This window comes from Pseudomonas sp. RA_35y_Pfl2_P32 (assembly GCF_963970735.1).
Classification (GTDB): domain Bacteria; phylum Pseudomonadota; class Gammaproteobacteria; order Pseudomonadales; family Pseudomonadaceae; genus Aquipseudomonas.
Window position 1 is genome coordinate 211711 of sequence record NZ_CAXAQF010000003.1, and the last position, 14258, is coordinate 225968.

The 14258-nt window shown below is 60.3% G+C and carries 11 protein-coding genes and 2 pseudogenes; 7 read left to right on the forward strand and 6 right to left on the reverse strand.

Annotation, left to right across the window (positions count from 1 at the left end; genetic code table 11):
- Nucleotides 1–92: 92 nt before the first annotated feature.
- Entirely contained in the window at nucleotides 93–449 is a 357-nt protein-coding gene (locus tag AACY45_RS04525; RefSeq protein ID WP_339544345.1) for a hypothetical protein, read from the reverse strand.
- 330 nt (nucleotides 450–779) lie between these two features.
- Between AACY45_RS04525 and AACY45_RS04530 the strand changes: the two genes are divergently transcribed.
- Together AACY45_RS04530 and AACY45_RS04535 are read left to right on the forward strand one after the other, a co-directional pair.
- On the forward strand, nucleotides 780–2171 hold the full coding sequence (locus AACY45_RS04530) for a hypothetical protein (protein WP_339544346.1): 1392 nt from the start codon (nucleotides 780–782) through the stop codon (nucleotides 2169–2171).
- Between the two features lie 439 nt (nucleotides 2172–2610).
- Nucleotides 2611–7482: an NAD-glutamate dehydrogenase gene (locus AACY45_RS04535; RefSeq protein ID WP_339544347.1), complete on the forward strand. Its 4872-nt coding sequence runs from the start codon at nucleotides 2611–2613 to the stop codon at nucleotides 7480–7482.
- 151 nt (nucleotides 7483–7633) lie between these two features.
- Here the strand turns inward: AACY45_RS04535 and AACY45_RS04540 are convergent, their stop codons facing one another.
- Together AACY45_RS04540 and AACY45_RS04545 are read right to left on the reverse strand one after the other, a co-directional pair.
- Nucleotides 7634–8191 (reverse strand): hypothetical protein, encoded by a 558-nt coding sequence (locus AACY45_RS04540; protein ID WP_339544348.1) that lies wholly within the window; start codon nucleotides 8189–8191, stop codon nucleotides 7634–7636.
- A gap of 125 nt (nucleotides 8192–8316) precedes the next feature.
- The gene (locus AACY45_RS04545) at nucleotides 8317–8613 is read right to left on the reverse strand and encodes an antibiotic biosynthesis monooxygenase family protein (protein ID WP_339544349.1); all 297 of its coding nucleotides are present in this window, start codon (nucleotides 8611–8613) and stop codon (nucleotides 8317–8319) included.
- A gap of 234 nt (nucleotides 8614–8847) precedes the next feature.
- Here AACY45_RS04545 and AACY45_RS04550 point away from each other — a divergent pair, with 234 nt between their 5' ends.
- Nucleotides 8848–9369 (forward strand): GNAT family N-acetyltransferase, encoded by a 522-nt coding sequence (locus tag AACY45_RS04550; RefSeq protein ID WP_339544350.1) that lies wholly within the window; start codon nucleotides 8848–8850, stop codon nucleotides 9367–9369.
- 1 nt (nucleotide 9370) lies between these two features.
- On the opposite strand, the gene AACY45_RS04555 is transcribed toward AACY45_RS04550, so the two are convergent.
- Entirely contained in the window at nucleotides 9371–10063 is a 693-nt protein-coding gene (locus tag AACY45_RS04555; RefSeq protein ID WP_339544351.1) for an aspartate/glutamate racemase family protein, read from the reverse strand.
- Nucleotides 10064–10214: 151 nt separating this feature from the next.
- Between AACY45_RS04555 and AACY45_RS04560 the strand changes: the two genes are divergently transcribed.
- A complete protein-coding gene (locus tag AACY45_RS04560; RefSeq protein ID WP_339544352.1) occupies nucleotides 10215–10709 on the forward strand; it encodes a hypothetical protein in 495 nt (164 codons plus the stop codon).
- An 11-nt stretch (nucleotides 10710–10720) separates the two neighbouring features.
- On the opposite strand, the gene AACY45_RS04565 is transcribed toward AACY45_RS04560, so the two are convergent.
- Both AACY45_RS04565 and ccoN read right to left on the reverse strand, forming a co-directional pair.
- Entirely contained in the window at nucleotides 10721–10942 is a 222-nt protein-coding gene (locus tag AACY45_RS04565; RefSeq protein WP_339544353.1) for a cbb3-type cytochrome c oxidase subunit 3, read from the reverse strand.
- A gap of 15 nt (nucleotides 10943–10957) precedes the next feature.
- Complete coding sequence (gene ccoN / locus AACY45_RS04570) at nucleotides 10958–12385, reverse strand: cytochrome-c oxidase, cbb3-type subunit I (protein WP_339544354.1); 1428 nt, start codon at nucleotides 12383–12385, stop codon at nucleotides 10958–10960.
- A 268-nt stretch (nucleotides 12386–12653) separates the two neighbouring features.
- Here ccoN and AACY45_RS04575 point away from each other — a divergent pair.
- The 3 genes and pseudogenes from AACY45_RS04575 to tpx form a co-directional block, all read left to right on the forward strand.
- A pseudogene (locus tag AACY45_RS04575) lies at nucleotides 12654–12776 on the forward strand (hypothetical protein); the annotation flags it as partial.
- A 152-nt stretch (nucleotides 12777–12928) separates the two neighbouring features.
- Nucleotides 12929–13503, forward strand: a pseudogene (locus AACY45_RS04580) (DUF3313 domain-containing protein).
- Between the two features lie 139 nt (nucleotides 13504–13642).
- A complete protein-coding gene (tpx, locus tag AACY45_RS04585; protein ID WP_339544355.1) occupies nucleotides 13643–14143 on the forward strand; it encodes a thiol peroxidase in 501 nt (166 codons plus the stop codon).
- The last annotated feature ends 115 nt before the right edge of the window (nucleotides 14144–14258 follow it).

Sequence of the window (14258 nt, forward strand, 5' to 3'; positions counted from 1 at the left end):
TGCGGCTCGTTGATCGGGACTGTTTTGCTGGCGTGAAAACAGGCGAGTCCTAGCGCGTTTGCGTATGACGGCCAGGGCGCAACGACAATCGATCAGGCAAGCTCACTGACGTAAGTGCCGGTGCCCTTGAGGATATTCAGTAGGGTTTGTTCTACCTCGGCCAAGTCTGCATGGGCGGTGCTGTGGAGGATCTCCAGGTAGTCGTCGCCATTGAGCGCGTCGGCGTCGCTGGCGGCGATCTCGATCAACAGGCGGGTAGGGCTGAGGGTGACTTTCACGCCGTCGAGGGTCGAGGGCTCGCCATCGAGAGTGATTTCCAGCTCGTCCTCGTCTGGGTAGCGGGTCATCAGGAACATGTCGCCCTGACTGCTGTGGCAGCACAGCATGGCCAGGTTGTCTTCTTCGTCGTCGCACGGGTTGGCGATCAGGTGGGCGGTGGTCAGTTGCATGGGAGCAGTCCTGGCGCAGGGCGCGGTGTTGGCAGGCAAAGGGGGATTTTGCCAGCCCCGGCGGTTTTTTGCTTCGGTTGTTTTGCGCCGGGAACGATGGGGGTGGAGCGTTTATGGGCTCGCCCCCCCTGATAGATGTAGGTATTTTCCTTAAGTTAACCAGCACTTGCACTCACGAACTTTCCGCTGCTGTTGTAGGGCCAGGAGAGGGCGTAGGAATAACGCCAAGTTAGCGAATTATTACTTGTTAGTAGCGCTCTTTGTCCCGTACTTTTCGGCCCTGGGTGCAAGGGAGTGCAGGGTAAGTTGGTTGAAGAGGGAAGGGCTTGAATGAAACCGTATTTCGAGTTGCTGGGTGAAGTAAAGCATCTGTCCGAAGAGGACATAGAGCAGCTTTATCAGCGTTATCTGGCGGGAGAAAAAACCAGCGACCTGATTGCCGAGTACAAAATTCCGGTGACGGTCAGAAGTTTGCTGACGGTATTGCCACCGCTACTCGACAAAGCATTGAAGTGCCCCTACTGCGACCTGCCGATGTGGGCGAAGAGGTACGCCAAGGGCACTCCGGCGGCCCTCAGGCCAGCCTTCAAGTGTGTCAGTTGTGACCACCGTTTTGTGCCGGTCGGCCAGTACCGGCGTCACAGCCATTGCACCTGTACAGCGTGCTACAAGGTCCGGCAGCAGGAGATCGCCGCCCAGGCCGAGCGTGATCGCGAGGAGTTATGCAGTCGTTATGCGCTGGGCGGGCCGCCGGTGGCCTATGCCAGCCTGGGCTTCGTGCAGAAGCTGACCCTGCTGGCGTTACTCGAAGGGCTCAAGCCGGGCAACGACAGCATCGCGCCGCTGGAGGGGGCGAACCGCAATGAGAGCGTGGCACCCAGCGCAGCGGCCGCTGAAGAGTTGTTGAAAAACCTCTACCAGGCAGGCGTCCTGCGGGTAGATGCCGACTCGGATATCCAGGCATTCGATCCTGGCGCCGGCTACCGGATCCGGCGGTTCTGCGCGGTGCGCTGGTTACCCAATGTGGCCCTTGAAGCGGGCGTGCGTTGCCCCTGCGACGAACTGTATGGAGCGCTGTACCAGGAGCTGTCCGGTTTTATACCGGCTGCATGGAAAAGTGAGTTGTACGCCCTGATGTTCAGTCTGGCCCGGGAAGAGTCGTTAAGTTATGTCCGGGTCCTGGCGGAGGAAGTTGACCTGGTATTTTCCGCTGCCAATCGTGGTGAAGCGGTAGTCGGTCAACTCCTGCAGGACTTTTCCGTGAGCGAGATTTACTACTTCGCCAAACTGGCGGTCAAAAACGCGGCGCATTTTTTTGCCACCGGCAACTCCAAGGGCCGCACCCACGCCTCCAATACCATTCCCGGCTACATGCTCAGCACTGCACAACATGCCCTGGCCGGAGGCTGGCGGCGGCCTTCCTACCGCGACTCACGCATTGCCAAGTCAGCACTGCATCGCCTGCTGTATGACGTGGTCTTCAAGGACAGCGGTGCAGGGTTTGCCAAGTCCCCCGGCGTGTACTGGCGTGAACAAGTGCTGCCACGATTTTTCGCGAGCCAGACCGGCTACGAATCAGGGCATTCGTCTGCACAGCTTTTCTGCCGCGAGTGCGACTCCGGCAACATCGATGTCTGGATGAACAAGGTGATCCTGGAAACCACCTGCTATGACTGCGCGACGGTCAGCCGGTTTCAGGCGGTATATGAGGTGGAGGACTGATGGGCTCCCTGACTCAAATGTCAGGAAATATGTCGTGAACAAATCCCCGGATTCAGTCATTTCCAATACGCAAGCCCCGGGAATCCAGGGATAAAACCGCCATTTTCTCCCACGCCTGCTAGTGTTGTTCGAGGCCCCGCCGCGGGGCTGCGTACCGATGACCGAATATGTCGCAGCATCGCAAGCACGGGCCTTGCCGCACTCGTTAAGCTGCGCAACGGATGGACACCTGTAAAGACATTGCCGGGATGCCCGGCAGTCGTTTTTGCAGATGCCCATTCTTGGAAGGTGAATGTGACCTGAGTGTCTCGTCCAGCTTCACCCACCTGTCGCCCTGTTTCCTCTGCCCGAGAATCAGGAGCCGGGTGACGGGTTGCCCCGAACAGGGGTTTTGCACGCGACGCTTCCATCAATAACAAGCCCAAGCGGAGTACCACAGATGGCGTTCTTCACCGCAGCCAGCAAAGCCGACTTCCAGCACCAACTGCAAGCGGCACTGGCGCAGCACATCAGTGAACAGGCACTGCCACAAGTGGCGCTGTTCGCTGAACAATTCTTCGGCATTATTTCTCTTGATGAACTGACCCAGCGCCGGTTGTCCGACCTCACCGGCTGCACACTTTCCGCCTGGCGCCTGCTTGAGCGCTTTGATCACGCGCAGCCGCAAGTGCGCGTCTACAACCCCGACTACGAACGCCATGGCTGGCAGTCGACCCACACCGCGGTCGAAGTGCTGCACCACGACCTGCCGTTCCTGGTGGACTCGGTGCGTACCGAACTGAACCGTCGCGGCTACAGCATCCATACCCTGCAGACCACCGTGCTGAGCGTGCGTCGCGGGGCCAAGGGCGAGTTGCTGGAAATCCTGCCCAAAGGCACCCAGGGCGAAGGCATCGAGCAAGAATCGCTGATGTACCTGGAGATCGACCGTTGCGCCAACGCGGCCGAACTCAATGTGCTGAGCAAGGAACTGGAGCAGGTGCTCGGTGAGGTCCGCGTAGCGGTCGCCGATTTCGAGCCGATGAAAGACAAGGTCCAGGAGCTGATCGACGGCGTCGACACCAGCCAGTTCATCATCGCCGCTGACGAGAAGGGCGAGATCAAGAGCTTCCTCGAATGGCTGGTGGGCAACCACTTCACCTTCCTGGGCTACGAAGAGTTCGTGGTTCGCGAAGACCAGGAAGGCGGTCACATCGAATATGACCAGGACTCCTTCCTCGGCCTGACCAAACTGCTGCGCGCCGGCCTCACCGCCGAAGACCTGCGCATCGAAGACTACGCCGTGAACTACCTGCGCGAAGCGACCCCGCTGTCGTTCGCCAAGGCGGCCCACCCAAGCCGGGTGCACCGTCCTGCATACCCTGACTACGTGTCGATCCGCCAGATCGACGCCGATGGCAACGTCATCAAGGAATGCCGCTTCATGGGCCTGTACACCTCCTCGGTGTATGGCGAAAGCGTGCGGGTGATTCCTTACATCCGCCGCAAGGTGGAGATCATCGAGCAGCGCTCCGGCTTCCAGGCCAAGGCCCACCTGGGCAAGGAACTGGCCCAGGTGCTGGAAGTACTGCCTCGCGACGACCTGTTCCAGACCCCGGTGGACGAGCTGTTCAGCACCGTGATGTCGATCGTGCAAATCCAGGAACGCAACAAGATCCGCGTGTTCCTGCGCAAAGACCCCTACGGCCGCTTCTGCTACTGCCTGGCCTACGTGCCACGCGACATCTACTCCACGGAAGTGCGGCAGAAGATCCAGCAAGTGCTGATGGATCGCCTCAAGGCCTCCGATTGCGAGTTCTGGACCTTCTTCTCCGAGTCCGTGCTGGCTCGTGTGCAACTGATTCTGCGGGTCGACCCGAAGAACCGCCTGGACATCGACCCGTTGCTGCTGGAAAAAGAAGTGGTGCAGGCCTGCCGCAGCTGGCAGGACGACTACGCCGCCCTGACCGTTGAAAGCTTCGGCGAAGCCCACGGCACCAACGTGCTGGCCGACTTCCCGAAAGGCTTCCCGGCCGGTTACCGCGAGCGTTTTGCCGCTCACTCGGCAGTGGTCGACATGCAGCACCTGCTGAGCCTGAACGAAAAAAATCCGCTGGTGATGAGCTTCTACCAGCCGCTGGGCCAGGTTTCCGGCCAGCGCATGCTGCACTGCAAGCTGTACCACGCCGATACCCCGCTGGCGTTGTCCGACGTCCTGCCGATCCTGGAAAACCTCGGCCTGCGCGTGCTGGGTGAGTTCCCGTACCGCCTGCGCCACAACAGTGGCCGCGAGTTCTGGATTCACGATTTCGCGTTCACGGCCGCCGAAGGCCTGGAGCTGGACATCCAGCAGCTCAACGACACGCTGCAGGACGCCTTTGTCCACATCGTGCGTGGCGATGCCGAGAACGACGCATTCAACCGCCTGGTGCTGACTGCCGGCCTGCCATGGCGCGACGTGGCGCTGCTGCGTGCCTACGCCCGCTACATGAAGCAGATCCGCCTGGGCTTCGACCTGGGTTACATCGCCAGCACCCTGAACAACCACACCGACATCGCTCGCGAGCTGACCCGGTTGTTCAAGACCCGTTTCTACCTGGCGCGCAAGCTGACCGGCGACGATCTGGAAGACAAGCAGCAACGCCTGGAACACGCGATCCTCAGCGCCCTGGACGACGTCCAGGTGCTCAACGAAGACCGCATCCTGCGTCGCTACCTGGACCTGATCAAGGCCACCCTGCGCACCAACTTCTACCAGACTGACGCCCACGGCCATAACAAGTCGTACTTCAGCTTCAAGTTCAACCCGCACCAGATTCCAGAACTGCCCAAGCCGGTACCGAAGTTCGAAATCTTCGTTTACTCGCCGCGCGTCGAAGGCGTGCACCTGCGCTTCGGTACTGTGGCGCGTGGTGGTCTGCGCTGGTCGGACCGTGAAGAAGACTTCCGCACCGAAGTCCTGGGCCTGGTAAAAGCCCAACAAGTGAAGAACTCGGTCATCGTGCCGGTGGGCGCCAAGGGCGGCTTCCTGCCGCGTCGCCTGCCACTGGGTGGCAGCCGTGACGAGATTGCGGCCGAGGGCATCGCCTGCTACCGCATCTTCATTTCGGGCTTGCTGGACATCACCGACAACCTGAAAGACGGCGCCCTGGTGCCGCCGGCCAACGTCGTGCGCCATGACGACGATGACCCGTACCTGGTGGTGGCGGCGGACAAGGGCACTGCAACCTTCTCCGACATCGCCAACGGTATCGCCATCGACTACGGCTTCTGGCTGGGTGACGCGTTCGCTTCCGGCGGTTCTGCCGGTTACGACCACAAGAAAATGGGCATTACCGCCAAGGGCGCGTGGGTTGGCGTACAACGTCACTTCCGCGAACGCGGCATCAATGTGCAGAAAGACAGCATCACCGTGGTCGGTGTCGGCGACATGGCCGGTGACGTGTTCGGTAACGGCCTGTTGATGTCCGAGACCCTGCAACTGGTGGCTGCATTCAACCACCTGCACATCTTCATCGACCCGAATCCAGAGCCTGCCAACAGCTTCGCTGAACGTCAGCGCCTGTTCGACCTGCCGCGTTCGGCCTGGTCGGACTACGACACCAGCATCATGTCCGAAGGCGGCGGGATCTTCTCCCGTAGCGCAAAAAGCATCGCGATTTCCCCGCAGATGAAAGAGCGCTTCGACATTCAAGCCGACAAGCTGACCCCCACCGAACTGCTCAATGCCTTGCTCAAGGCACCGGTGGACCTGCTGTGGAACGGTGGTATCGGGACTTACGTCAAGGCCAGCAGCGAAAGCCACGCCGATGTCGGCGACAAGGCCAACGATGCACTGCGGGTCAACGGTAACGAACTGCGCTGCAAGGTCGTGGGCGAGGGCGGCAACCTGGGCATGACCCAACTGGGTCGCGTCGAGTTCGGCCTCAATGGCGGTGGCTCCAACACCGACTTCATCGACAACGCCGGTGGCGTGGACTGCTCCGACCACGAAGTGAACATCAAGATCCTGCTCAACGAAGTGGTGCAGGCAGGCGACATGACCGACAAGCAACGCAACCAGTTGCTGGCGAGCATGACCGACGAAGTCGGTGGCCTGGTGTTGGGCAACAACTACAAGCAAACCCAGGCCCTGTCCCTGGCAGCCCGTCGCGCCTTGCCGCGGATTGCCGAGTACAAGCGCCTGATGAACGACCTGGAAGGCCGTGGCAAGCTGGATCGCGCCATCGAGTTCCTGCCGTCGGAAGAGGCCATCAACGAGCGCGTTGCGGCAGGCCATGGCCTGACCCGTGCCGAGCTGTCGGTGCTGATCTCCTACAGCAAGATCGACCTCAAGGAGCAGCTGCTGGGCTCCCTGGTGCCGGATGACGACTATCTGACCCGCGACATGGAAACCGCTTTCCCGCCGACCCTGGTGAGCAAGTTCTCCGATGCCATGCGTCGTCACCGTCTGAAGCGTGAAATTGTCAGCACCCAGATCGCCAACGACTTGGTCAACCACATGGGCATCACCTTCGTGCAGCGACTCAAAGAGTCGACTGGCATGAGCCCGGCGAACGTGGCCGGCGCCTATGTGATCGTGCGCGACATTTTCCACCTCCCGCACTGGTTCCGCCAGATTGAAGCCCTGGACTACCAGGTCAGCGCCGACGTGCAACTGGAGCTGATGGACGAACTGATGCGTCTGGGCCGTCGTGCCACTCGCTGGTTCCTGCGTACCCGTCGCAACGAGCAGAACGCGGCGCGTGACGTGGCGCATTTCGGTCCGCACCTGGCAGCCCTGGGCCTCAAACTCGACGAGTTGCTGGAAGGCCCGACCCGCGAAGGCTGGCAGACCCGCTACACCGCGTACGTCGATGCTGGCGTGCCGGAGTTGCTGGCGCGCATGGTTGCAGGCACTACCCACCTGTACACCTTGCTGCCGATCATCGAAGCCTCGGACGTCACCGGGCAGAACGCAGCGGACGTGGCCAAGGCCTACTTCGCCGTGGGCAGCGCGCTGGACATCACCTGGTACCTGCAACAGATCAGCGCACTGCCGGTGGAAAACAACTGGCAAGCACTGGCCCGTGAAGCCTTCCGTGATGACGTCGACTGGCAACAGCGGGCGATCACCATCTCCGTCCTGCAACAGGGCGACGGCAGCCTGGACGTGGAAACACGCCTGACCCTGTGGATGGAGCAACACGAAGGCATGATTGAACGCTGGCGTGCCATGCTGGTGGAAATCCGTGCCGCCAGCGGTACGGACTACGCTATGTACGCGGTGGCCAACCGCGAACTGCTGGACCTGGCGTTGAGCGGTCAAGCGGTAGTACCTGCGACTGCCTGATTGAGCGTTGAATGAAAAAGCCCCGTATCGCGAGATACGGGGCTTTTTTTTGTTGGGTGCGATACCTAGGTGTTGATTGGCGCGTGACGTGATTCCTGCGCTTGAACTTGACTCGACAGTGGTTGTTTACCCGCTGTGTGGACCTATCACCCTAAGCGGGGTTGCGTTCGATGATATTCAGATTGAATGTGGTGCTATCGCCCAAGCTGTCGTGAAAGCAAAAACGGTCGACCGGTGATTTCCACCGAAACTTCCTGATAATTCCGGCTCCTCGGGCACGTAGATAAATCGTGGGATTGTCGGTTTTCAGGTCGTCGAGGGTAATAATGTTGAGGCCTCCATCCAGCAAGTTGAACGACGTTGTGTCGCCACCGGCGGCTGGAAAGGCTCCCAGAGCGCCATCACTGTTTTTACTGATGTATCTATAGGCGTAGGGCGCGCTGACGATTTGCAGGTTGTAATAGTCGTCATAACACCTGAAGTGCACCAGAAGAGCCGTCGGAACTTCTCCTGCTGCCACAGCGATCGGAAGTATCTGCTCGCTGATAGGGTCATAGGATTCAAGGGTGGTAACCGTGTTGCCCCGTAGTGTTTCGTAGTCATGGTTCAACTGAAGAAAGTTTTCACTCAAGACCTTTTCGAAGAAGGTCATGGCGATGCCATTGCAATCAATCCGTGCAATGAAGGAACGTTCCTTGTTCTTGCTCATGGGTCTGTCCTTTGTTTTGTTGTTTCGCCTGCTGGTACCTCCAAGACTATCGTGACTTTAATCGGGTGGGTTGTGGGAGGTGGTGCGTTGATACTAAGGATTAATCCGCTTTATAGGGGCGATGTTTAGGTTTCAACTATCGGCACGTTGTTGCAGTCGACGCTGCTGGCCAGTTGGCTGTCGAGCACGTTGATGCAACCTTGCATTTCTGGGCAGCAGAAATGTGCCTGCAGGGCGGCTTCCGATTGCCAGTGGGTGCTGACGGTGCTGCGATTGTCATCTTCCGGGCAGCGGTCGAGCATATAGCTGTCGCATCCCGGAAGCTGGCGCAAGGTATCGACGATCTGCTGTAAATGCTGGCCCAGCGCATCCGAGCCGCCGTCGGCCTTCAGCTGGAAGGTCTTGATCCTTTCGATGGGCATCGCACACGCTCCTCTATCAAGCCCCACAGACCCTGTTCAGGGAGGGGTAACGTTGGTGCAGGATAGGCCGGTAAAAGGGTGGGGCCAACAGCCAATTGGCAGTAAAAAACCCCTGCCCATAGACCCCAGGCGACGGGCTGCCAGGCTCCCACAGGGGTATCAGGGGCAATGGTATCGTCATGGGGGGTGAGCGGTTTACACTCGGTGGCCCATCGTTCTCAAGGAAGAATCACTATGTCGAGCATCGACTCCATCATTGCCATCGAGCGTTTCAGCGAAGCCCACATCGAGGGCATTACCGCGCTGTACAACGACCCGGCGGTGGCCCGCCAGGTTCTGCAGATGCCGTTTCAATCGACTGACGTCTGGCGCAAACGCCTGGCCCCCGACAATGAACGGGTGGTGCAACTGGTGGCCCTGCACCAGGGGCAGGTGATCGGCAACATCGGCCTGGAACAGATTTCGCGGATTCGCCGCAGCCACTGCGCCCACATCGGCATGGGCGTGGCGCTCGCCTGGCAAGGCCAGGGCCTGGGCAGCCGCTTGCTGGCGACGGTGCTGGATCTGGCGGACAACTGGATGAATGTGCAGCGCGTGGAACTGTCGGTGTATGCCGATAACCCGGCAGCGATCGCCTTGTACCGCAAATTCGGCTTCGAGACCGAAGGGCTGCTGCGCCAGTATGCGGTGCGCGATGGCGCGCTGGTGGATGCCCTGGCCATGGCACGCTTGCGCCACGGCCCCACGGCGGCCTGAGTCAGTCGCCGAGGGCGAAGGCCACCGCCGCGCGGGCGTGCAACTCAGTGGTATCGAGCAAGGGCAGGGCGCTGTGCTCGGGTTTGATCAACAGGCTGATTTCCGTGCAGCCAAGGATGATCGCCTGGGCCCCACGCTCGGCCAGGGCCTGGATCACCCGCTGGTAGGTGGCGCGCGACTCCTCGGCAATCACCCCCACGCACAGTTCGTCGTAGATGATTCGGTGCACTGCCTGGCGCTCCGTCGCCTCCGGTACCAGCACCTGCAACCCGCGGGCTGTGAGCCGGTCCTTGAGAAAGTCCTGCTCCATGGTGAAGGCGGTACCCAGCAGGCCGACGGTCAGGTGGCCGGCAGCCTCTGCCGCTTGCCCGGCCGGGTCGGCAATGTGCAGGAAGGGCACGGTGATTGCGTCCTGGATCTGCCCGGCCACCTTGTGCATGGTGTTGGTACATAGCACCACGCACTCGGCACCGCCGGCTTGCAGGCGGCGGGCGGCGTCCACCAGGATCTGCGCCGCATCGTCCCAGCGCCCGGCATGCTGGGCCTGTTCGACCGGCCCGAAATCGACGCTGTACATCAGCAGGCGCGCCGAGCGCAGTGGCCCCAGGCGGTCACGCACCTGCTGGTTGATCAGACGATAATATTCAGCGCTGGACTCCCAGCTCATGCCGCCGATAAGGCCGATGGTGCGCATGCGATGCTCCCGTTGATGGCTGATGTGCGGGCCTACAGTGCCCGCGATTGGCCGGCGCTGCAATCGCTCGTCCGGCGGTTAGTCGTACGTGAGGGGCGCACATCTGCCATGCTCAATGTCCGTAACACCGGTTTATCCAAGGAACAGCGCAATGGACGACGTACAGCAACTGGGTGAGATGCTTCGCCACTATGCAGAAAGCGAAGCGCACAAGAAGCAGCTGTTTGAAAACCAGTCGGCCGTGTGGGCCACGCGCATCGCTGAGTTGTTCGACCAGATCGAGCAGTGGCTGGCGCCAGTCAAGGCGCCGAACCTGCTGGAGGTCAGCCGTGAGGCCTATGTGGCGTTTGGCGCGAGCGTGCCAGTGGAAAGCTCGACCTTCAACACCGAGAAACTGAGCATCCTGATTGCCGGCAAACCGGTGGAGTTCGTGCCCGAGGTGATGGGCGCGACAGGACTGATCTCCCTGGCAGTGATGGGCTTGACCGCGGCCCGCTACGGCAGCGTGTCGCTGGTGTGCCAGCCGCCCGCGAGCGGCTGGCAGTGGCGCAAGACCAACGGCCTGAAAGACCCCGATACCTTCGCCTTTGACGCGAACTTCCTGGCCCAGCAGTTGCAGAGCCTGATCCCCCGCGATCGCGGTTGATCCCCCGGCGATCAAACGTCCAGATTGCCCCAACCCGGTTGCGCCTGCGGCGGTGCGACCGCGTTGACGGTCTTGCCGGTGGCCAGCTCCACCCGGCGCGCCACCTCCGGGTCATCGGCAAAGGGGATCAGGCTGGCGTCATCCAGGCTCTTGGCGGTCTGGTGGCGCAGGCAATACTCGATGGCGAACCACAGGAACGCCACGCCCAGCCCGTTCATGACTGTCTCGAACATCACAGACTCCTTGCCTCAGGCAATCTGCGCTTCACGTTCGGCCATCCGCACATCGGCCACCCGCACGGTGCGCCAGGTGTTGTAGGCCATCAGCAGCATGCCGCTCAAGAAAAACACCCCACCGATAAACCGCACGATGAAGCCCGGGTGACTGGCCTGCAGCGCCTCGACGAAGGAGTAGGTGAGGGTGCCGTCGTCGTTGATGGCGCGCCACATCAGGCCCTGGGTGATGCCGTTGACCCACATCGAGGCGATGTACAGCACGGTACCGATGGTCGCCAGCCAGAAGTGCGCGTTGATCAGGCCGATGCTGTGCATCTGTAAACGTCCGAAGATTTTCGGGATCATGTGATAGGTGGCGCCGAAGGTGATCATCGCTACCCAACCCAAGGCCCCGGCGTGGACGTGGCCGATGGTCCAGTCGGTGTAGTGGGACAGGGCGTTGACGGTTTTGATCGCCATCATCGGCCCTTCGAAGGTCGACATGCCGTAGAGCGCCAGCGACAACACCAGGAAGCGCAGGATCGGGTCGGTGCGCAACTTATGCCAGGCGCCAGAGAGGGTCATCATGCCGTTGATCATGCCGCCCCAGCTTGGCGCCAGCAGGATCAGCGACATCGCCATGCCCAGCGACTGCGCCCAGTCCGGCAGCGCGGTGTAGTGCAAGTGGTGGGGGCCGGCCCAGATGTACAGGGTGATCAAGGCCCAGAAGTGCACAATCGATAGGCGATAGGAGTACACCGGACGGCCGACCTGTTTCGGCACGAAGTAATACATCATCCCCAGGAAACCGGTGGTCAGGAAGAAGCCCACGGCGTTGTGCCCATACCACCACTGGACCATGGCATCGGTCGCGCCGGAGTACACCGGGTAGGACTTGAACCAGTCCACCGGAATCGACAGGTGGTTGACCACGTGCAGCATGGCGATTACCACGATAAAGGCACCGAAAAACCAGTTGTCGACGTAGATGTGCTTGGTCTTGCGCTGCACCACGGTGGTGAAGAACACGATGGCGTAGGCCACCCAGACCACGGTCATCCACACCGCGCCGGTGAACTCGATCTCGGCGTATTCCTTGGTGGTGGTGTAGCCCAGCGGCAGGCTCACCAGCATGCTGACGATCACCGATTGCCAGCCCCAGAAGGTGAAGGCGGCGAGCTTGTCGCTGTACAGCCGCACCTGGCAGGTGCGTTGCACCGCGTAATAGCTGGCGGCGAACTGCGCGCTGCCGGCAAAGCCGAAAATCACCAGGCTGGTGTGCAACGGCCGCAAGCGCCCGAAGGTGGTCCAGGGCAAATCGAGGTTCGCCTCCGGCCACACCAGTTGCGAGGCGATCCACACGCCCATCGCCATCCCGATAACGCCCCATACCACTGTTGCCACGACGAATTGGCGGACGACCTTGTAGTTGTAGGCCTGTCCGATTGTAGCTGTGCTCATGGTCAATGCTTCCACGGTTGCAAAGTCTTGCCAGGCCACCCGGTCTGGCATGGGGCGAACTGTAGGAAACCGTGAAGAAACAAAACAGGCTCAGAAAAACTGCATTAATGCGGAGCAGATTTTTCCCGTGCCTGCGGTGATCTGCCGCAAGCTGATATGGTTTTTTAGTTTTTAGCTGGATCTGTAACGCACTGAGCTGTTGTCCCATAGTCCTCTTCACACAAGAACCCCACCCAACTGCAACTGCAACTGCTACGGAGCGGCGACACAGCGTCAAGACAAATGCGCCGAAGACGCCCTCAAGGGGCTGGCGGGCATGAGCGTGACGTATGGCCGCTCGGCGATCGAGCCAAGGCCTTTGTTTCGTCGACGCCAGGCGGGGGATGCCTGAGCCTATCGCGAGCAGACGGAACGCCGCCCGACTCGCATCCTACCGATGCTTGTGAATTTTCAGAGCCTGTCACAGCAATCGTCTTAACTTTTGGCTATACCTGTTAATCCGTTTGACAGTACCGTTGTCGCCCTTTTGACAGGAGTTACCGAATGAAGCTTGCCCTCATGATGAGTACGCTGTGCATGGCCTCCCTTGGGGTAATGGGTTGTTCCAGCACGATCACCAAGCCCGAAGACTATTCCGGGTTTCTCAAGGACTACAGCCAACTCAAGGAGGCCAAGTCGCCGTCGGGCGTCGACGTGCTGCGCTGGGTCGATCCCACGCTTGATATCAACCAGTACTCCAGTGTCTATGTCGAACCTACCCAGTTCTATCCGCAGCCCAAGCCGACGATGAAAATCCCGCAAAGCACGCTGTCCGGCATTACCCATTATTACGACCAGGCGCTCAAGCGTGAGCTGGGTAAAAACCTGCCTTTGGCCAACGCCCCAGGCCCGGGTGTCGTGGTGGTGCGTGCGGCGATCACCGCCGTCAGCAGCCAGACCGAAGGCCTGAAAGCCTAGATGGTGGCAACAACAAGGTCATCGCCCAGGTGGTCCGCAAGGGCACCGGCAGACCGCTGGAAAACGACTCGCAAGTGATGATTGCCAACGACGTGAAAAACGTCGTCGATGGCTGGGCCCACGACCTGGGCCAGTCGTATATCAAGCTCAAGGCCAAGTAAGGGCCGGGAGGGGGGCGAGTCGGCGGGGGCCTTCCATCACTACGCCGGGATAGGCTGATTGCGGCATTCGTGGTTAACTCTGGCTCCTCGCAATACCAGACGATTGTTCATAACCATTGCATTGATAAGGATACTGTTCATGGCTCAAGTCACTCTTAAAGGCAACCCGGTCCAGGTCAACGGTCAGCTGCCACAAGCCGGTTCCAAGGCGCCAGCCTTTTCCCTGGTTGCCGGCAATCTGTCGGACGTGACCCTGGCGGACTTCGCCGGCAAACGTAAAGTGCTGAACATCTTCCCAAGCGTCGACACCCCGACCTGCGCGACCTCCGTGCGCACCTTCAACGCCCAGGCCAATGACGTGGCCAACACCGTGGTGCTGTGCATCTCGGCTGACCTGCCGTTCGCCCAGGCCCGTTTCTGCGGCGCCGAAGGCCTGGAAAACGTACAGAACCTGTCCACCCTGCGGGGTGCCGAGTTCATCGAAAACTACGGCGTAGCGATTGCCGACGGTCCACTCAAGGGCCTGACTGCTCGCGCCGTGGTAGTGCTGGACGAAAACGACAACGTGCTGCACAGCGAACTGGTGAAAGAAATCGCCGAAGAGCCTGACTACACAGCAGCGTTGGCCGTTCTCAAGTAACAGGCTTTACAATTAGTCACGGTCTGGCCCTGTCCAGGCCGTTTTCATTTGTGCTTCAGTAATTTAGCAAACACTCGCAAAAGTCAGCTGAAGGTAAATTGCCGGTAAAGGCGCT